This is a genomic window from uncultured Pseudoramibacter sp. (assembly GCF_903789625.1).
GTDB lineage: Bacteria > Bacillota > Clostridia > Eubacteriales > Eubacteriaceae > Pseudoramibacter > Pseudoramibacter fermentans.
The window spans coordinates 17844-36765 of record NZ_CAIFFF010000009.1 but is presented as its reverse complement, the minus strand read 5'-3'; the positions used below and the strand labels follow the sequence as shown (position 1 = coordinate 36765).

The 18922-nt window shown below is 56.4% G+C and carries 18 protein-coding genes and 1 tRNA gene; 8 read left to right on the top strand and 11 right to left on the bottom strand.

The genetic code is table 11. From position 1 onward, the window contains the following. Positions 1-18: 18 nt before the first annotated feature. From QZX60_RS06375 to QZX60_RS06365, 3 genes are read right to left on the bottom strand one after another with little or no spacing between them, the layout of a single operon-like run. The gene (locus QZX60_RS06375; RefSeq protein WP_295362558.1) at positions 19-975 is read right to left on the bottom strand and encodes a cation diffusion facilitator family transporter; all 957 of its coding nucleotides are present in this window, start codon (positions 973-975) and stop codon (positions 19-21) included. A gap of 50 nt (positions 976-1025) precedes the next feature. After that, positions 1026-1880 (bottom strand): deoxyribonuclease IV, encoded by an 855-nt coding sequence (locus QZX60_RS06370; RefSeq protein ID WP_295362556.1) that lies wholly within the window; start codon positions 1878-1880, stop codon positions 1026-1028. Between the two features lie 55 nt (positions 1881-1935). After that, positions 1936-3213, bottom strand: a complete 1278-nt coding sequence (locus QZX60_RS06365; RefSeq protein ID WP_295362553.1) for a diguanylate cyclase domain-containing protein — start codon at positions 3211-3213, stop codon at positions 1936-1938. Between the two features lie 232 nt (positions 3214-3445). Here QZX60_RS06365 and QZX60_RS06360 point away from each other — a divergent pair, with 232 nt between their 5' ends. From QZX60_RS06360 to QZX60_RS06345, 4 genes are read left to right on the top strand one after another with little or no spacing between them, the layout of a single operon-like run. Continuing rightward, positions 3446-4024 (top strand): manganese efflux pump MntP family protein, encoded by a 579-nt coding sequence (locus QZX60_RS06360; RefSeq protein WP_295362550.1) that lies wholly within the window; start codon positions 3446-3448, stop codon positions 4022-4024. Continuing rightward, positions 4021-4902: a DMT family transporter gene (locus QZX60_RS06355; RefSeq protein ID WP_295362548.1), complete on the top strand. Its 882-nt coding sequence runs from the start codon at positions 4021-4023 to the stop codon at positions 4900-4902. Before QZX60_RS06360 ends, QZX60_RS06355 begins: the two co-directional genes overlap by 4 nt. A gap of 52 nt (positions 4903-4954) precedes the next feature. Further along, positions 4955-6208, top strand: a complete 1254-nt coding sequence (locus QZX60_RS06350; RefSeq protein ID WP_295362546.1) for a 2-hydroxyacyl-CoA dehydratase subunit D — start codon at positions 4955-4957, stop codon at positions 6206-6208. Between the two features lie 18 nt (positions 6209-6226). Continuing rightward, the gene (locus QZX60_RS06345; RefSeq protein WP_295362543.1) at positions 6227-7975 is read left to right on the top strand and encodes an acyl-CoA dehydratase activase; all 1749 of its coding nucleotides are present in this window, start codon (positions 6227-6229) and stop codon (positions 7973-7975) included. 32 nt (positions 7976-8007) lie between these two features. On the opposite strand, the gene QZX60_RS06340 is transcribed toward QZX60_RS06345, so the two are convergent. Then, positions 8008-8973: a hypothetical protein gene (locus QZX60_RS06340; protein WP_295362540.1), complete on the bottom strand. Its 966-nt coding sequence runs from the start codon at positions 8971-8973 to the stop codon at positions 8008-8010. 164 nt (positions 8974-9137) lie between these two features. On the opposite strand from QZX60_RS06340, the gene QZX60_RS06335 reads away from it, so the two are divergent. Then, positions 9138-9980 carry an undecaprenyl-diphosphate phosphatase gene (locus tag QZX60_RS06335; RefSeq protein ID WP_295362647.1) on the top strand — a complete coding sequence of 281 codons (843 nt, stop codon included), beginning with the start codon at positions 9138-9140 and terminating at the stop codon, positions 9978-9980. Between the two features lie 112 nt (positions 9981-10092). On the opposite strand, the gene QZX60_RS06330 is transcribed toward QZX60_RS06335, so the two are convergent. From QZX60_RS06330 to QZX60_RS06320, 3 genes are all read right to left on the bottom strand, one after another. Continuing rightward, positions 10093-10368: a type II toxin-antitoxin system YafQ family toxin gene (locus QZX60_RS06330; RefSeq protein WP_295362539.1), complete on the bottom strand. Its 276-nt coding sequence runs from the start codon at positions 10366-10368 to the stop codon at positions 10093-10095. Next, positions 10368-10520: a hypothetical protein gene (locus QZX60_RS06325; protein WP_295362537.1), complete on the bottom strand. Its 153-nt coding sequence runs from the start codon at positions 10518-10520 to the stop codon at positions 10368-10370. Before QZX60_RS06325 ends, QZX60_RS06330 begins: the two co-directional genes overlap by 1 nt. Positions 10521-10623: 103 nt before the next feature. Next, positions 10624-10699, bottom strand: a tRNA-Val gene (locus QZX60_RS06320). A gap of 232 nt (positions 10700-10931) precedes the next feature. Here QZX60_RS06320 and QZX60_RS06315 point away from each other — a divergent pair. Further along, positions 10932-12914 (top strand): fructose-1,6-bisphosphatase, encoded by a 1983-nt coding sequence (locus QZX60_RS06315; protein ID WP_295362534.1) that lies wholly within the window; start codon positions 10932-10934, stop codon positions 12912-12914. 58 nt (positions 12915-12972) lie between these two features. Here QZX60_RS06315 and QZX60_RS06310 read toward each other — a convergent pair whose 3' ends face one another. Together QZX60_RS06310 and QZX60_RS06305 are read right to left on the bottom strand one after the other, a co-directional pair. Then, positions 12973-13860, bottom strand: coding sequence for a DegV family protein (locus QZX60_RS06310; protein ID WP_295362532.1), 888 nt, complete (start codon positions 13858-13860; stop codon positions 12973-12975). A gap of 79 nt (positions 13861-13939) precedes the next feature. Continuing rightward, complete coding sequence (locus tag QZX60_RS06305) at positions 13940-14227, bottom strand: Veg family protein (RefSeq protein ID WP_295362529.1); 288 nt, start codon at positions 14225-14227, stop codon at positions 13940-13942. A 397-nt stretch (positions 14228-14624) separates the two neighbouring features. Between QZX60_RS06305 and pheA the strand changes: the two genes are divergently transcribed. After that, a complete protein-coding gene (gene pheA / locus QZX60_RS06300; RefSeq protein WP_295362527.1) occupies positions 14625-15542 on the top strand; it encodes a prephenate dehydratase in 918 nt (305 codons plus the stop codon). Between the two features lie 4 nt (positions 15543-15546). Here the strand turns inward: pheA and QZX60_RS06295 are convergent, their stop codons facing one another. Beyond that, positions 15547-16917 carry an MATE family efflux transporter gene (locus QZX60_RS06295; RefSeq protein WP_295362524.1) on the bottom strand — a complete coding sequence of 457 codons (1371 nt, stop codon included), beginning with the start codon at positions 16915-16917 and terminating at the stop codon, positions 15547-15549. A gap of 181 nt (positions 16918-17098) precedes the next feature. Between QZX60_RS06295 and QZX60_RS06290 the strand changes: the two genes are divergently transcribed. After that, the gene (locus QZX60_RS06290) at positions 17099-17440 is read left to right on the top strand and encodes a cupin domain-containing protein (RefSeq protein ID WP_295362521.1); all 342 of its coding nucleotides are present in this window, start codon (positions 17099-17101) and stop codon (positions 17438-17440) included. A 120-nt stretch (positions 17441-17560) separates the two neighbouring features. Here QZX60_RS06290 and QZX60_RS06285 read toward each other — a convergent pair whose 3' ends face one another. Then, positions 17561-18730, bottom strand: coding sequence for an acyl-CoA dehydrogenase family protein (locus tag QZX60_RS06285; protein ID WP_295362518.1), 1170 nt, complete (start codon positions 18728-18730; stop codon positions 17561-17563). Positions 18731-18922 lie beyond the last annotated feature (192 nt).

The following is an 18922-nucleotide window of genomic DNA, read 5'->3' as shown; positions in this document are numbered from 1 at the left end:
AACCGCGGGGAACTGCCTTTAAGACTTTTTTACGCCGTCCTGGGCTTCGGCCTGCTGCTGCAGCTCCGCTTTGGTGGCGTCGGACAGATCGACGTCGGGATTGACGTGGATCATGCAGTGCTTCAGGTTCGGGTAGCGTTCCTCGAGGACGTTGTGCAGCGTCTCGGCGATGGCGTGGGCCCGCTGGATGTCCAGGGTGTGGTCCACGGCGATTTCCAGATCGATGTAGAAATTCGAGCCGAAGGTCCGGCTGCGCAGGTCGTCGACCCGGACGACTCCCGGGTGATGTTCGGCGACCCTCAAGATCGCCGCCAGGGTCTTTTCGTCGACCGAGCGGTCCACCATTTTATTGATGCTGTCCTTCCCGATGTCGAAGCCGACCTTGATGACCATCAGCGCGATGATTATTTCGGCCAGCGGGTCGAGAATGGGCAGCCCGAGGCGGGCACCGGCGATCCCGATCAACGCCCCGACCGAGGACAGGGCGTCGCTGCGGTGGTGCCAGGCGTCGGCCTTCAAAGCGCCGGAATTGACCCGTTTGGCCGCGCGGATTGTGTAGTGGTACATCCATTCCTTGACGGCGATGGACACCACGGCCGACACCAGGGCGAGGACGCCCGGCACCGCGATGGCCTTGCCCGAGGCGATGGTCTGAACGCCGCTTTTGCCGATCAAAAAACCGGTCACGGCGAGGAGCCCGGCCAGAATCAGCGAGGCGACGCATTCCATCCGGTCGTGGCCGTAGGGGTGCTCTTTATCTTCCTTCTTCGAGGAAATGCGCACGCCGACGATGACGATGATCGTCGAAAACACGTCCGAGGCCGAGTGGATGGCGTCGGAGATCATCGCGCCGGAGTGGGCGACGATCCCGGCAAAAAGCTTCATCAGCGAAAGGGCAATATTCACGACAATCGACACAATCGACACGTGCGTCGCCGTCTGGGCGAGGGTTGAAGTGTGTGGCTTGCTTTCCATAGAATTCATCTCACTTTTTTCTTTTATATTTTTTACAAACACACAGCCAATTAGGATTCGGCCGCAAACTGGCGCAGCCGCTCAATTTCGCTGCGGTAGCCGGTGTAATTGGACTGGGGCGTCTCCAGGAAAAAGGGCAGGTCCCTCAGCGCCGGGTGAGTCACGATGCGGCCCACGGCGTCCCAGCCGATGCTGCCGGCGCCGAGCTTTTCGTGGCGGTCCTTGTGGCTGCCAAATTCGGTCTTGCTGTCGTTGAGGTGCACCGCCTTCAGCCGGTCGAGGCCGACGACGTCGTCGAAATGCTTCAGCACCCCGTCGAGGTCGTGCACGATATCGTAGCCGGCGGAATAGACGTGGCAGGTGTCGAGGCAGACGCCCATGTGCTCGGGCACCTCGACCCGGGCGATGATGTCGGCGAGCTCCTCGAAGCTGCGGCCGATTTCCGTTCCCTTGCCCGACATGGTCTCCAGGAGCACCGTCGTCGTCTGCTCATGGGTCATCGCGCCGTTGAGAATGTCGACAATTTCGTCGATGCCCACCGCCGCGCCCTGGCCGGTGTGGCTGCCGGGGTGGAAGTTGTAAAGGGCGCAGGGCAGCTGGGCCATGCGCGAGAGATCGTCGGCGAAGGTTTCGGCCGCGAATGCCCGGGTCTTTTCCGTCTTCGAGGCCATGTTCATCGTGTAGGGCGCGTGGGCCAAAAGGGGCCCGAAGTGGTGGTCGGCCAGCCCCTTTGAAAAGGCGGCGATCTCCTCGGGATCGAGGGCGCGGGCGGCGCCGCCCCGAGGATTGCGGGTGAAGAACTGAAAGGTCGATGCGCCAATAGCGCAGGCGTCCTTCAGCGCGGCGAGGTAGCCCTTCGCGATGGACGTGTGGGGGCCGACAATCAATGTGTTGGTGTGTGCCATGGTATCCCTTTCTCAAGAAAAAACAGCCAGTGGACACTGGCTGTCGTAGAATGCGTTAGGCCTTTGGATGAGCGGCGTCCCATTGGGCGATTTTCTCGTCGAGACGGGCGTTGGCGACGGCTTCCGCCTCCTCGAGGGTCGTCCCGTCGTCGGGCATGACCGCCTGACCGAAGGACAGGCCGATTTCCGGACAGTTCGGGTATTTCGCCCGTTCGATTTCCATTTCGGTGCGGGCGTTTTCGACGATCTGGGCGATCTGCTCGCCGCTTTTGGCGTGGCGGATGAACAGCGCGAAGTAGGCGCCGGAGTAGCGGCCGATCACGTCCTGCACCATCAGCGACGTCGAGAGGACGAAGCCGAGGCGGTGGAGCATCTTGTCGCCGACCTTTTCGCCGCAGACGCGGTCGATTTCAGACAGGCCGTTGAGGCAGACCAGGGCGAAGACGCGCTGGCTTTCTTCTCTGGCCTCGAGAATCCAATTGATGGTCATCATCGTCGACGGGCGGTCCTGCAGGCCGGTGACCAAATCCATGTGGGCGCGGCGCGGCGCAGTCGGGCTCGAGGCCACCGGTTCGATGTGGCCGATGGTGTGCGGGCTCACGGCACCGTGGACGCTGATGGTCGTCGGCGTACACGTCGCCCGGCGCCATTCGTACTCCCCGTCCTTGCGCAGGCCGAGAAAATCGACCTCGGTCGCCGTCCGGGATATCAGAGCCTTTTCGTACTCGCGCACGGTGCTGATGTGAACCATCTTGTGGTTGCGCAGGTTTTCGAGATAATTGTCGATCACCTTTTCTTTCACTCCGCCGTTTTCGTCCCGCACAATGAAAAAGAAACGGTCCTGCTCGACGTCGTAGTCGAAGCTCGAAGTCGCTTCGTAGCGCGCGATGTTGCGGTAATTCTGATTGAAGGTGACCGTCGTCGGGTCGACTTCTTCTTCGTTGTCCGAGCCGGTGATCATCATGCCGACCTTCGGGTATTCGTACTGCCGCTGGACGCACCAAATCCGCAGGTGGGCCTGCAGCATGACCTGATCTTCAAAGACGAGGCGGGCCGTCATTTCGCCGCTGATGCCTTCAGCGCTCTGGCGCAGGCAGCGGATGACGTTTTTGCGGTCCGGCTCGTATATTTTCGAGAAGACGTTGTCCTTCAGCGCGGCCTGTTTCTGGCTTTTGTAGCCGAAAAGGCGGCGGTACCAGGTGTTGCGGTATACGGGCACCAGTTCCCGTCCTTTTTCAATTGTAAAAATGACAACCCCGCAGGGCAGATCGTCAAAATAACTAAAATCCTCTATGAGCTCTTCAAGCTGATGCTTTTGATCCCGGGATGCCATAATTTCCTCCAAATCCAAACTGATCTCATTTGATTTTATAATGTGATCGGTGAGCTTTTCAATAATAAGTTAAACTTTAAAATATTCTACCATATTCCCCGCGTTTTAACAAGCGCCCGCCGCCTGGAGATTTGCCGGTTCCCGGCCTTCATTGCGAAGGGCGTCCGGTTGTGATATACTCTTTCTACTTTAAATAAACGCAATGCGTCATCAAAGGAGAACACAACGCAATATGGGCTTTATCGGTATTTTATTGTTGGCCTTCGGATTGGCCATGGACTCCAGCGCCGTCTCTGCCTGCGAGGGTCTGGCCATGCCGAAATACAACGCCAAGCTGGCCGCCACGATCGCACTGTCCTACGGCGGCGCCGAAGGGCTGATGTCCTTTCTCGGCTGGCTGCTGGGCTCGCAGTTTTTCAACCTCATCTCGTCCTTCGATCACTGGGTGGTCTTCATTCTGCTCTCGATCGTCGGCGGCAAAATGATCTGGGACGCCTTCCACGAAGACCCCGCTGACCAGGCCAAGGCCTCTTCTGAACACTTCACACCCCAGGAAATCATCCTACTCTCGATCGTCACCTCGGTGGACGCGCTGGCGGCGGGTGTCAGCTTCGCTTTCATCAAAATCAACGTCCCGGTGGCCGTCATCACCATCACGGCGGTCTCCGCTGGGTGCTCCTTCGGCGCCACCTTGATCGGGCATTTCATCTCGGCAAAGTTCGGACGGGTGGCGGAAGTCGCCGGCGGCGTCATTCTGTTTTTGATCGGCCTCTACGTGCTGCTCCACGACCTCGGGGTGATCGCGTTTTGAAAACCCGATTTGACATCCACAACCGGCGCCACGCCGAAGGGCTGCTCGCGGCGGTCATCTTCGCGCGCTCAACCTCGTTCCTGCTGGTCAAGCACTGCCTGACCGCCTTTGACGTGTTCAATCTGCTGGCAGTGCGTTTCACCATCGCGGCGGTGCTGCTGGTGATGCTCTTCAACCGCCGTCTCAGAGGTTTAAAGCTGATCACCCTCGCTCGGGGCGCGGTGCTTGGCGTCGTCTTCTTCGCGGTGATGGCCGGCGAAACCATCGCGCTGTCCAAAACCTCCAGCTCCACCACGGCCCTCGTCGAAAGTTCCGCGATCATGCTCGTGCCCTTTCTCAGCTGGGCGTTTTTCCACGACAGGCCGACCCGGGCCAACATTTTCGCGGCGGTGGTCGCCTTCGTCGGTGTCGTCTTCACCATCGGCCAGACCGGCCACATCGTCATCAGTTCCGGCATCCTCTGGTGCCTCGGAACGACGGTGGTCTACGCGCTGTCGGTCATCGTCACCGACACGCTCTCGAAGCGGGACGACGCCATCGCCCTCGGCGTGATCCAGGTAGCCGTGATGGCCCTCTGCTCGATCGGGGCGGCTTTGCTGACCGAAACCCCAACCCTCACTGCGCCAAGCGATGTTTGGGGAAATGTGTTATACTTAGCAGTAGTCTGCTCGGTGTTCGGCTTCGCGATTCAGCCCTACGCCCAATCGGGGACGACCTCCGACCGGGCGAGCCTGTTCCTCGCCATCACCCCGGCCACTGCGACAGTACTCGGCGTGGTCTTTCTCCACGAGACCCTGACCTGGCTCGGCGCCATCGGCGTCGCGCTGATTCTGTCGTCCTTCTTTCTGGCCAACCGGCCGCCGAAGTGGCTGCGTTAATATTGAAAGATTATACAATTGAAATAAAGCATTTCTGCGAATAGGAGTTTTTATGGATATCGTACACCGCTACGGTCAATGGATCAAAAATAAACTGCCGGACAATCCCAAGGCGGCCGGCCGCTACATCCGCCTGGGGCTGCGCCTCGAGAGCTTCGCGAAGCGCCACCTCGGCGACAAGAACGTCCCACTGCCCTACCGGGATTTGAACTGTCTGGCGCTGGACGGGATGCTCCACACCCTGGAGCACCCGGAATCCGCCGCCTGGACCAATCTGTTCACGCCGGTCGAGATTCTTCAGAATTTCGATTTGAGATGTCTCTCGATCGAAATGATGGGCTCGTTTCTCTCGGGCTTCACGATCGAGGACTGGTGCATCGACCAGGCCGAGGCCGAAGGCATCGCGCCGACCCTCTGCTCGTACCACAAGGCCTTCATCGGGGCGGTGGACGCGGGCTTAATCCCGATGCCGAAATGCGCGGTGACGACGTCAATCGTCTGCGACGCGAACCTCCTGACCTTCCGCTACACCGCCGATTCGAGACATATCCCGACGACCCTCCTCGACATCCCCAACGAAAAGTCGAAGGACAGCGTCGCCTACGTCGTGACCCAGCTCAACGACTGGATCGCTCAGCTCGAGGATTTGAACCATCAAGGCTTCGATCTCGACAAGCTCCGAGACACCCTCGACCGGGAAAACCAGTCCTTTGAGGCCTACCGCCATTTCATCGAGCTGACGCGCTCGCGCTACTACCCGTCGACGCTGACGCTGCAGATGTTCGTCCTCTACGCGTCTCACCTGATCATCGGGAGCCCCGAGGCCCTCGATTTCTTCAAACGACTCGAGGCTGACGCGGCGTCCCGGCCGGTGTTCTCCGGCAAGCGGATTTTCTGGCTCCACGTGCTGCCCTTCTACGAACCGGCGCTGAAGCACGCCTTCAATTTGAGCCGGAAGTACCAGATTCAGGCCACGGACATGAACCTCGACTACAACAAGCCGCTGGATCTCGAACGGCCCCTGGAAGCGCTGGCGGAAAAGATGATCGACAACATCTTCGTCGGGCCCCTCGACCGCCGCATCGAGGCGGAACGCCGCCTGATCCGCGAGACCGGCGCCGACGGCGTCATCTCCTTCAACCACTGGGGCTGCAAGCAGATGGCCGGCGCCGCGAACCTGATGAAAAAGGCGCTTGCCGACGCGAACATCCCCTACCTGATTTTGGACGGCGACGGCATCGACCCGCGCAACAGCCCGGAGGGTCAAATCAAGACCCGGCTCGAAGCGTTTCTGGAAATGCTGTGATGATAAAGAGAGAACCACATGTTAGCTTATATCTGTAAATACACGCCCATCGAATTGTTTGAATCCATCGATGTGGACATGGAATTGATGGAGCCGGAGGTCGTCCAGTTCAACCGGGCGGAGGCGATCCTCCACCCCAACGTCTGCGCCTACGTCAAAGGGGTGCTTGAAATGTTCGCCGACCTGGTGAACAAACGGGACGACGTCGAGGGCATGATCGTCACCTCCTGCTGCGATTCGGGCCGCCGGCTCTACGACGCGCTGAAGGCCACCTACCCCGACAAGTTCATCTACCTGCTCGATCTGCCGCGGAAGGTGACGCCCGAAGCCGTGAAGCTCTTCACGAAAAACGTCAGCGCGATGGTCTCGGCCTACAGCGAACACACCGGCCGCGCCTTTTACAGCGACGGGATGATCCGCCCGCTGAAGGCCTATCTCAAGGCCCATCCGGCCGAGCTTCGGGGAGAAGAGCCCGCTGACGCAAAGGTCAACGTCGGCCTGATCGGCGCCCGGTGCAGCCAGTCCCTGATCGACACCCTCCACGCCCACGGCGCGCGGATTTTATTTAACGTGACCTGCAACCATCTGGCCCGGCTCTTCGACCCCAACGCCATCGGCCGGCTCGAGGACTACTGCGAACAGCTGCTCGCCCAGTTCCCGTGCATGCGCATGGCCGGCGCGGAGGACCGCCTGAACATGCTCGACGACTTTGAGGACAAGCTCGACGGGCTGATTTACCACACGGTCAAATTCTGCGACCAGTACCACTACGAAGCGGCCGCCTTGAAAAAGCTCGATTCCTTCCACGTGCCGGTGTTAAATCTCGAAACCGATTTGACACGGCAGTCCAGCGGCCAGATCAAGACCCGGATCGAAGCCTTCATCGAAGAAATTTCAGCGAATAAAGCCCGACCGGCTGACGAGGCGGCAGTCTCAGCCGAAACACAGCCGGAGGCGGTAAAAATCGTTCCGGCCGCCCATCACCAGGCGCCCTACGTCCTCGGCATCGACAGCGGCTCGACCTCGACCAACGCCGTCGTCATCGACGGCAGCGGGCAGCTCGTCGCCTGGGACATCGTCCGCACCGGTGCGAAATCCATTTTGTCGGCCGAAAAGGCGATGAACCAAGTGCTCGACAAGGCGAAGCTCAAGCGGGAGGACCTCTCGCGGATCGTCTCCACCGGCTACGGCCGGGATCACCTGCCCTTCGCCGACGCGGACCTGACCGAAATCACCTGCCACGGCAAGGGCGCCCACGCCTTCGATCCGGCGGTGCGCACGATCCTCGACATCGGCGGCCAAGACAGTAAGGCGATCCGCCTAAACGAGGCCGGTGACGTCGTCGATTTCGTGATGAACGACAAATGCGCGGCTGGGACGGGCCGCTTCCTCGAAATGATGGCCCACACCCTAGACGTCTCCCTCGAGGAATTGGGGCAGCTGTCCTTGAGATCCAAGGAGGACATCCGCATCTCCAGCATGTGCACCGTCTTCGCCGAATCCGAGGTCATCTCGCTGATCGCCGAAAACAAGGAGCCGGAGGACATCGCCCACGGCGTTCACGTGGCTATCGCCGGGCGCGCGATCTCGCTGCTGCGCCGAGTCGGCATCGAAGAGGACGTGATGATGACCGGCGGCGTCGCCAAGAACCCGGGCATGGTGACTGTGCTCGAGGAACAGCTCGGCCTCAAGCTGAAAATCGTCGAAGAGCCCGAAATCGTCGGCGCCTACGGCGCGGCGCTCTCGGGCCTTGAGCAGCTCAAATAGTTTCTGCAAATTTATCTAACAGACGGACCCGCTCAAAAGCGCAGCGGCTTGTCCGTCTGTTTTTTTGTGAGCAGGCGCACCGCGACCGCCGAGGCGCCGAGGGCGGCGCCGCCGAAAAGAATCCAGAGCGCGTAGGCGGACAGCCGCGCGGCCGGCATCAAATAGGCCAGCAGGGTCACGGCACCTGCCGGCGGAAACCACAGGCCCCACCGCCACGCGAGCAGGAGCAGTAGCGCGAAGGCAGCCGCCGCGGAGACAGCGGCCGCGAAGCCCATCGTTTCGGTGAGCACGAGGCGGCACCCGGAGCCGAACACGGCCGCGGCGGCGCAGAGGATCAAAATTTTGACGAGGGTCATCAGCGGAATCGGCTTCGGGTTGTCGACGACACCGGCCGCCCCGACGATTAACGGCGGGGCGATAAGCATCAGCCGGTTCAACTGCCAGCCGAGGGCCGCCAGCACCAGCACAAAGACGAGGAGCAGCCCGAAACGGCATACCTGAGCGCGCACCGGAAGGGCGTCGTCCCGTTTGGTCTGGACCGCGTCAGCATCGCCGTGCATCGCGCCCGCCGGCAGCAGAATGACCGCCGCGAGGACGGCGACCGCAAGGCAGTACACCGGCGTGTCGACGCCGAGGATCACCGGAAGCATCACGGCGGAAAACACCGGATAGAGACTCGAATGACTGACGACGATCAGCGCCGCGCCGCAGGCGTAGCCCACCGCGATCTTGACCATCAGCGGCGCGGGCAGCCACGCCGAAATCCCGTAACCCAAAAGCCCGGCGGTCACCATCATGGCCGCCCCCTGCTTGGCGCCGACGCGCCACGGACAGACTGGCGCGGTCCAGAAGCCGATGGTCAGTGCCGCGGCCTCCGGAAAGATGATGTCCTCAATCCCCAGGATTTCCGCTGCGGCGACCATCGCCGCGACGACCCCGATGGCCAGCGCGAAGACGGCCGTCCTCGGCAGCTGATGAGTCTTTGTACTGCGGTTCATTTTCATTTCTTTTTCTCCAAAACCCTTTCTAAATTTTATCTAAAATATGGCAATCTGCGCTTTTCCACGCGGATTTCTGTGATATAATCATCCTCATCATAACACAATCCAGCGTAAAACTTTGAATTTTATCCACGCAATAATTCATCATACGCGAGAAAGGAATTTGTATGCTCAACATTATCAAATCGATTATTTTCGGCATTGTGGAAGGGATTACCGAATGGCTGCCGATTTCCAGTACGGGCCACCTGTATCTCTTTCAATCCTTTATGAATTTGAACGAACCGAAGAGCTTTATTTCGATGTACATGGTCGTCATTCAGCTCGGCGCAATTCTGGCGGTCGTGCTGCTGTACTGGAAGCGGCTGTGGCCGATCCGCCGCATCCGCACCACCAAAGATCGGGTCGGCAAAATCGGCTGGGACCACAACATCCTGAAAATGTGGCTCAAGGTCATCATCGCGACAATTCCGGCGGCGGTCATCGGCGGCCCCTTCGACGATTTCTTCGAAGCCCATTTCTACAACCCGACGTCCATCGCCGTGATGCTGATCCTATTCGGGATTCTGTTCATCGTCGTCGAAAACCACAACGCGACCAAAAAGGCCCGGGTTTACAGCGTCGACGATTTCACCTACAAGGACGCAATCATCATCGGGATCTTCCAGTTAATCGCGGCCCTCTTCCCCGGCACGTCCCGCTCCGGTGCGACGATCATCGGGGCGCTGATGATCGGGATCTCCCGCACCTCGGCCGCAGAATTTACGTTCTTCCTGGCGATCCCGGCGATGTTCGGCGGCTCGCTGCTGAAGCTGCGCCACTTCCACCATTTCACCGGCGACCAGGGCGCGGTCCTCGCTGTCGGGATGATCGTTTCCTTCGTTGTCTCGGTGCTGGCCATCAAATTCCTGATGCAGTACATCAAAACCCACGATTTCAAGGCCTTCGGCTGGTACCGAATCGTCCTCGGGATTATCGTTCTCGCCGTGGGATTCCTCGTTTGACATTTGATATTTGCAGCGGACCGAAAGGTCCGTTTTTTATTGAGCGCTGACTAATTTTGGGCAATAAAAAAACTCCGAAACAAAAGTTTCGGAGCGTTGTGATCTGCGAATTTTAGAATAAATCGCTGTGTGTTCCCGTTCGTGACAGATATAAATATAAAACTTCTTCGTCGACTTCGTAAATCAGAAGCCAGTCTAGCGTAATGTGGCATTCTCGCTTCCCGATGTAGTTCCCAGTCAGCGCGTGATCCGAATTTTCCGGTGCTAATTGTTCGCCATTGGCAAGCTTTGTCACAATTTCTCTGAGCTTCTCTACAGGATATCCACGCTTTTTTGCGCGTTTATAGTCCTTTTTAAATCTCGTGGTTCTTAAAATACGATATTTCATTACGCTTCAAGATCTGCAAATAACTCGTCTACACTATCGTAAGCCTTGTACTGATCCGGATGTTTTTTCATCTCTTCAACTTCATGGAAAGCTTCCAGTGTTTCAGCATTGGGTTCACTGTCCATTCGAGTTTCATTATTGGTTGTACGCATCACACTACCTCTCTTTTTGATTACATTTTTCAGTGTTTTATATGCATCCGAATTATAAGCAATAAAAAACTCCGAAACGTCTGTTTCGGAGTGTGTGATCAAATGGTGATCCCTACAGGGCTCGAACCTGTGACCTCCACCACGTCAAGGTGGCGCTCTTCCAGCTGAGCTAAGGGATCAACTCGCGACTACCTGATTATTATAGCGGTCTATTCGCATTTTGTAAAGCCTTTTTTTAATTTTTTGTGAATTTTTTTGAAATTTTTTGTACTGACGTACACTGTGGTTTTTAAGGTCTTTCTATTCAAATCATTGTATAATTGTTTTACTTAATCGGCATTATGTTGTATACTTAATATATCAAAAATCATAATCAAGTGCGCTTTATGCGCTTCGATTGAAAGGAAAGAAATGCAAAACTTTACGAAAACTCAGCTGAGAAAAAACAAGAAATACCTGGAGTTGCTCTCCAAGGATTTCCCGTCGATCACCTCGGCGGTCAGCGAAGTCATCAACCTGCGCGCGATTTTGAACCTACCGAAGGCGACAGAGCACTTCCTGACGGATATCCACGGAGAGGACCTCGCCTTCAACCACGTCATCCAGAACGGCTCGGGCGCCATCCGCCGCAAGGTCATGGAAGAACTCGGCAACACCGTGTCCCTCGAGGATTTGGAAGAGCTGATCCCGCTGATTTACTACCCGCAGCAGAAGCTCGACCTGATCAAGCAGGAAAAGAAGGGCAAATACCTGACCAATTGGTACGAGCTGACGATCTACCGCCTGGTCAAGGTGTGCCGCGCGTCGGCCGGCAAATACACCCGCTCTAAGGTCAGAAAGAGCCTGCCGAAGGATTTCCGATACATCATGGACGAATTGATTCAGGAAGACGAAAAACGCTACAACAAGCGGGATTATTACCGCGCGATCATCCACAGCATCGTCGAGTACGGGATGGCCGATCACTTCATCGAAGAAATTTCCACCGTCATCAAGCGCCTGACCACTGACCACCTGCACATCATCGGCGATATCTTCGACAGAGGCCCGGCCCCCCACCACGTGATGGACACGCTGATGCACCACCACTCGATGGATCTGCAGTGGGGCAACCACGACATCCTCTGGATGGGCGCCGCGGCCGGCAACCGTGCCTGCATCGCCTGCGCCGTCCGTATTGCGATGCGCTACGCCAACACCCGCGTCCTCGAAAACGGCTACGGGATCAACATGCTGCCGCTGGCGACCTTCGCCCAGAAGACCTACGGCGACGACCCCTGCACCGATTTCTACCCGAAGAACATCGCCGACAAAAACGCCAGCATCGACATCGACTTGATCTCGAAGATGCACAAGGCCATCTCGATCATCCAGTTCAAAGTCGAGGAACAAATCATCGACCGCCACCCGGAATACCATATGGAAGACCGCTGCCTGATGCGCGCCATCAACCTGGAAAAGGGCACGGTCACCGTCGAGGGAAAGGAATACCCGCTCAACGACACGAATTTCCCGACCCTGGACCCCGAAAACCCGTCGAAGCTCTCCGACGAGGAAGAACACGTGATGTCGCTGCTGTGCCACTCCTTCCGCCATTCGGAAAAGCTGCAGCGCCACATCCGCTTCATGTACGCTAAGGGCAGCCTGTACCTGACCTACAACGACAATCTGCTCTACCACGCCATCGTCCCGCTGACCGAGGACGGCGAATTTGACACCGTCGTCTACAAAGGCGATACCTACTCGGGCAAGGCGCTGATGGACAAATTCGACCAGCTCGCCCGGGAAGCCTATTTCTCGAACGCTCGGGAAAACCCGCCGCGCAACGACTTCCTGTGGTTCCTGTGGTGCAACAAGAAGTCTCCGCTTTTCGGGAAGAAAAAGATGGCGACCTTCGAACGCTATTTCATCGACGACAAGACGACCCACCACGAAGAAAAGATGCCCTACTACAAGCTCATCGCCGACAGCGAAGAAATCGCCGACAAGATTTTGATTGAGTTCGGCCTCGACCCGAAGGACGGGCACATCATCAACGGCCACACCCCGGTCAAGACGAAGAACGGCGAATCGCCGATCCGCGCCGGCGGCAAGGTGCTGTGCATCGACGGCGGCTTCGCGAAGGCCTATCAAAAGACCACCGGCATCGCCGGCTACACCCTGACCTACAATTCCTACGGCATGACGCTGATCTCTCATCAGCCCTTCGAATCCGTCGACGCGGCCATCCGCAACGGCGTCGACATCAAATCGACCAAGGAAATCGTCGAAACCAACAGCCGCAGAAAAACCGTCGCAGACACCGATATCGGCAAGGACCTCCGGGATAATATCTACGACCTCGAAATGCTCATCGCGGCCTACCGCAAGGGCTTCATCAAAGAAAAAGTTTAATATTTCGGCCATTAAAAAAGGCAGACGCTGTGCGCCTGCCTTTTTAATTGCGATTGGTTTAGACCACCCGTTTTTTCCGCGGGACGCCGATAAAGAACACGCCGATGGCGTCCGGGCCGATGTGGGCAGCGATGACCGGGTCGAGGGTGTGGATCAGCACCTGATTCGGGTGAATGACCTCGCGGATTTTGCGCGAGAGGTTCTGCGCCTTTTCGATGCAGTCGGTGTGAGCGATCATCACCGGGCGGTCGTCGGCGTCGGCGATTTTGTGGCTCATGCGGTTCACAATCGCGTCGATAATGCCCTTGTCGCTCCGGGCCGAGGCCTTCGCGTGAATACCGCCGTCCTCGTCGACTGAAAGCAGCGGCTGACGCCCAAAGCTGCCCGCGAGACGGACCCGTCCCTTGAGCCGGCCAGAATGGGCCAGCGTCTTCAAATTAGGCACAGTGAAATATTGATGCAGACAGTTGCGGTCATCCTTGAGCTGGTCAAACACCTCGGTCAAGGTCGCGCCCTTTTCCTGCATTTCCGCCGCCTTCATCACCAAAAGTCCTTCGCCAAAGGAGACCGCCCGGCTGTCGAACAGACAGATCCGGCGCTCCGGATACTGCTTTTCCAGCCGCGACAGCACGGCCTTTGCCGTCGCGTACACGTCCGACAGGCGCGACGAAAAGCCGATGTAAAGCAAATCTTCCCCGTGGGCCAGGATTTTCTCAAATACCGCCTCACAGGCCGCCTCGTTCGCTGGAGACGTGCGGACGTCGACGCCGTCTCTGAGCCGCTGATTCCAGCCCTTCAGCGCTTCGTCGTCGTCGGCCAGCTCGCTGTCCAAAATCATCGGCTCGCGCCCGACAATCAGCTTCAGCGGGATCACCCGGATGTCGTACTCCTTCACCAGCTGCGCCGGCAGGTTGCACGCTGAATCCGTCACAATTGTATAGGCCATATTCCCTCCTTATGTATTTTTAAAAAAATAAAACCATACAGCGTCGGCGCTGTATGGCCTTGGATTCACCGATCGGCGGTTACGCGGTCATGGCTTTTTCCGCTTCCTGTGCTTCGTCCTTAATCAGCGCGATTCTGACGGCGCGCGTCAGTACGTCGGAATAGGAAAAGGACAGGCGTTCCGGCACATGACTTCTCGGATTTTCGACTTTCACGGTAAAAATACTCGGATAAATTCCTTCGATTCTGCCGATTTTCCGGTACAATTTCTTTTTGCTTTTATGGGCCTGAAGTTTAATCAAATCTCCCTTGTGAGATTCCACTTCACGTTTGACATCATTTAAAGTCGCATGGATACGTTGCGGCATCTTTTTCACCTCGCTTGTATGTTGTAACCATTATAGCACGATACCATCTAAAAGTAAAGGTTTGATATTATAGCAATTGAAATAACAGATGTCAAGCTGTAAATTTGTGCAAATTATTTGATTTGTAAATAATTACACTATTAAAATTTTTATATGGGATTTTTGCCGCTTTTTTCAGGTTTTTGACGCCCATATATTGATTTTCAGCCGATTTTAACCCCAATTTCTGCGTTTCATGAATGAAACTAAACGAATTTTTTTGCATATTTTGAGAAATAACCGGCACATTCTCTGTACTTAATTCTTTCTTAATTTTAAATAAAATTCCGCAGGATGCGCGGCCTCTGAAAACTATCTGCCCCGTTTTGTCCGCTTTTGTGTTATGATTGAAAACACAATGAAAACAGAAAGGGAGACAATCATGGTATTCACCGGTGAACAGCAATCGTCGATGGCCCGCTACCTGCAGATGAAGCGGCAGATACGGGCGCCGCGCGCGGCCGGCCTCATCGCCTATTCCGGCACCCAGGGCTCGTACGCCGAAGAGGCCTGCATCCGCTTCTTCGGGGACGACCGGCTCTTGATTCCCCACAAAAGCTTCGGGGACGTGTTCAAGACGATCACCGGCGGCGGCGCGGACTACGGGGTCGTGCCGATCGAAAACTCGACCACCGGCGCCATCAACGAAAACTACGACCTGCTCATCCGCTACCAGGCGTCCATCGTCGGCGAGGTGCTGATTCCGGTGCACCACTGCCTCCTCGGTGTGCCCGGGGCCAAAATATCGGACATTCAAAGCGTCTATTCCCACGAGCAGGGCTTCTACCAATCCCGGGATTTTCTCTCGAAATACCCCGAATGGGCCTTTGTGCCCTACCACAACACCGCCGTCGCCGCGAAAATGGTCCACGACGCCGGGGATAAATCCAAGGCCGCCATCGCGAGCCGGCGCGCGGCCCAAATCCACCACCTGGACATCCTCGCCGGGCCGATCAACGGCGCGGACAACAACACGACGCGGTTCATCGTCGTCTCCCGAATGCCAGAAAACCGGCCGGGGCGCAACAAAATCTCGCTGCGCTTCACGCTGAAGGACGAGCCCGGCGCCCTGTACCACCTCCTCGGCATCTTCGACGCCGAACATCTCAATCTCTCGAAGATCGAGTCCCGGCCCATTCCGGCGAGCCAGTGGCATTACCAATTCTTCATGGATTTCATCGGCGACATCGACGAAGATCATTTGGACGCCATTATCGGACAGGTCATGGCGCACACCCGCTCCTTTGAATTTTTAGGCTTCTATCCTCACGGATGAGGCCTTATTTTTTTGCCTGCGTCTCACCGATTCGGCGGTTCAAGGTCCTCAGCAGCGCGAGGGTAAAGGGCAGCGCGATGACAAAGGTCAGCACGTCCGACACCGGCTGGGCGATCTGCACGCCGAGGAGCCCGATAGTCCGGGGCAGAATCAAAATCAGCGGGATGAAGCACAGCCCGTTGCGCAGCAGGGCGAGAAAGGTCGCCTTTCCGGCGATACCGGCGCTTTGGTAGGTCATGTTCGTCATCGTAAAGGGCGGCGTGACCACCAGAGCCGCGCATTGGTAAATCAGCGCCGGCGCAGCGATGGCGATGACCTTCGGGTCGCCGATGAAGAGGCTGACCACGGCCCGGGCGTTTAAGCCGACCGCGAGGGCCAGCGCCAGGGCGACGCAGGCCGACAGGCTTACCGTGAACACGAAGGCGCTCTTCAGCCGTTTCCAGGCCTTGGCGCCGTAGGAAAAGCCCGCCACCGGCTGGAGCCCCTGACCGATGCCGATCACCACCGCGAAAACCATAAAGGTGACGCGGTTGACGATACTCATCGCCGAAATCGCCGCGTCGCCCCATCCCGCGGCCGCGATGTTCAACAGCAGCGTCGACACCGTGTTGAGCCCCTGACGGCAGAGGCTCGGCATGCCCACAGACAGAATCTCCAGAATCACCGGCGCCTTGAGCTTCACCAGACGCAGAGACAGCCGCGTCGTCGTCCGCCCCGACAGGAAGAAATAGAACAGCAGCCCGAAGGCGATGACCTGGGACAGCGCCGTCGACAGCCCCGCGCCGAGAATGCCCAGATGGCATTTAAACATTAAAATCGGGTCGCCGGCGATGTTGAGCAGCGCGCCAATAGTGAGGCCCGTCGTTCCGAGGACCGCCCGGCCCTCGTAGCGCAGCACGTTGTTCATCAAAAAGCTGGCCGTGATAAACGGCGCCGCCAAAATGCAGCGCCCGTAAACCCGCGCGTAGGGCAGAATGGTCGGCGTCGCGCCGAGGAGGCGCATCAGCGGGTCGATAAAGATCAAGCCAAGGACGGTGATCACCAAAGTCATAATCACCACGAGGGCGAGCCCGGTCGACACGACGACGCTGGCCTCCCGCGTTTTTTTGCGTCCGAGGTACCGGGCGATGATCGACCCCGAGCCGTGGCCGCACATGAAGCCCACCGCCTGGAGCACTGCCATCAGCCCGAACACGATGCCCGTCGCCGCCGACGCGGACGTCCCGAGGCGGCCCACAAAATAAGTGTCGGCCGCGTTGTAGATGCTCGAGACCATCATCGAAATGATCGTCGGAATGGACAGGGCGACGATCAGCTTGTGGACCGGACTGTACATCATTTTGTTGTACTGCGCGTCCTTCTGGTTTTCTGCCATCTTTAACGCCTCCTTCTTTTCTTTACACAAACTCATAATTGTACAACATACCACAATGATCTGAAATGAAAACGCATTTGCTCACGCTGCTCTGCTAAATGCCACCGTTGTCAAAAGCGGCCAAACCTGTCATAATAATCAATAGAAATTCCATTTTATTACACGAGTACAGGAGGCACAAATGGTTCAACACGAAATACGCGAAGTCGTCGAAAACATGGCCGGCGGCGTCGGCAAGGCTTATCGCTACCACATCGTCAGCGCAGACAAACTCTACGGCCACGGCAGAATGTACGCCAAGGTGGTGCTCCCGCCGGGATCGACCATCGGCTGGCACCAGCACATCCACGAAACCGAGCCCTACTACATTTTGTCTGGCGAAGGCACCTTTATCGACAACGACAAATCGAGAACGACCGTCCACGCCGGCGATATCTGTACGATTGAACCTGGCCAGTGGCACAGCATGGAAAACAACAGCAGCGAAGATCTCGTCTTCATCGCGCTGATCTACAATGACTGACCCTTTTTCAGAAAATCGCAAATTCAACCGAAGCGCGCGCTTCGGTTTTTTATTTTGGAAAATATAAAAACAAAAAGAGCCGGTGCAGCGCACCGACTCCTAATGATCGATATGGATAAATTAGAATCTGCCGATTGTGTTGTTTGCAGTGACGATTCTCTGGATTTCGTTGGTTCCTTCGAAGATCTGGAAGATCTTAGCGTCGCGCATGAGTTTTTCAACCGGGTATTCACGGCAGTAGCCGTAGCCACCGAACATCTGAACAGCTTCAGTGGTGATTTCCATTGCAGCGTCAGAAGCGAAGCATTTAGCCATTGCAGCTTCTTTGGTGTAGCGTTTGCCCTGATCCATCAATGTCAGTGCGTAAGCGTTGAGCTGACGAGCTGCTTCGATCTTGATTGCCATATCAGCAATCTTGAACTGCATTGCCTGGAATTTCAGGACTGGACGGCCGAACTGCTGACGTTCTTTACAATAAGCAATCGCTTCGTCCATAGCTCTCTGAGCTAAACCGACGGAGACAACACCCATCCAAGCACGTGCCTGGTCGAGGGTTTCCATTGCGATCTTGAAGCCTTCGCCTTCGCCACCGAGGAGGTTTTCCTTCGGTACGCGGACGTCTTCGAAGATAACTTCTGCAGTGTTGGACAGACGGATACCCATCTTGTCTTCTTCTTTACCAGTTGACAGACCCGGTGTGCCCTTTTCAACCAAGAAGATGGACATGCCGTGGTGTGTGCCCTTGGATTTATCAGTCATGGCTGTGACGCAGTAGAAATCTGCGATCCCACCGTTGGTGATGAAGCATTTTGTACCGTTGATGATGTAATCATCGCCGTCTTTAACAGCTGTGGTTTTGCCAGCTGCCGGGTCAGAACCTGCACCAGGTTCAGTCAGTGCGAATGCGCCGAAGCCGCCGTTGCAGAGGATGTCGCAAACGCGTTTTTTCTGGTCGTCGTTGCCAGCGATCAGAACTGGTTTAGTACCAAGGCCGGAAGCGGAGATTGTGGTTGCGAAGCCAGCATCTGCTCTTGCCATTTCTTCGAAAAGCGCAGCGATATCGACACGGGACATCCCTTCTTTATCATCTGGGTTGGAGATTTCCATTCCGCCGTATTCCGTCGGAACTTCCAAAATGTTCAGGCCCATTTCCTTAGCCTTGTCGTACATTTCGGTTGGGAATTCGCCAGTTTTGTCGTATTCCTTTGCCTGTTCGATGACTTCTCTTTCGCAGAAATCATGAACGTCGTTCAATAAGTCCTTCGCCTGGTCAGAAATTTGATAAGCCATGTTTTAGTTTCCCTTCTTCTCTTTAAAATTTTTCTCTTTTCAAATTTTTCCGCAAAATTTATAAAAAAGTTCTGTTAATCCGGATTGAGAAGGTTCCGAATTAACAGAACATATTATATCACAGAATTTTCGTGTTGAAAAGTAAACTGTGAAATATTTGTCAATTTATTAAATTTATCTTTAAAAAGATAA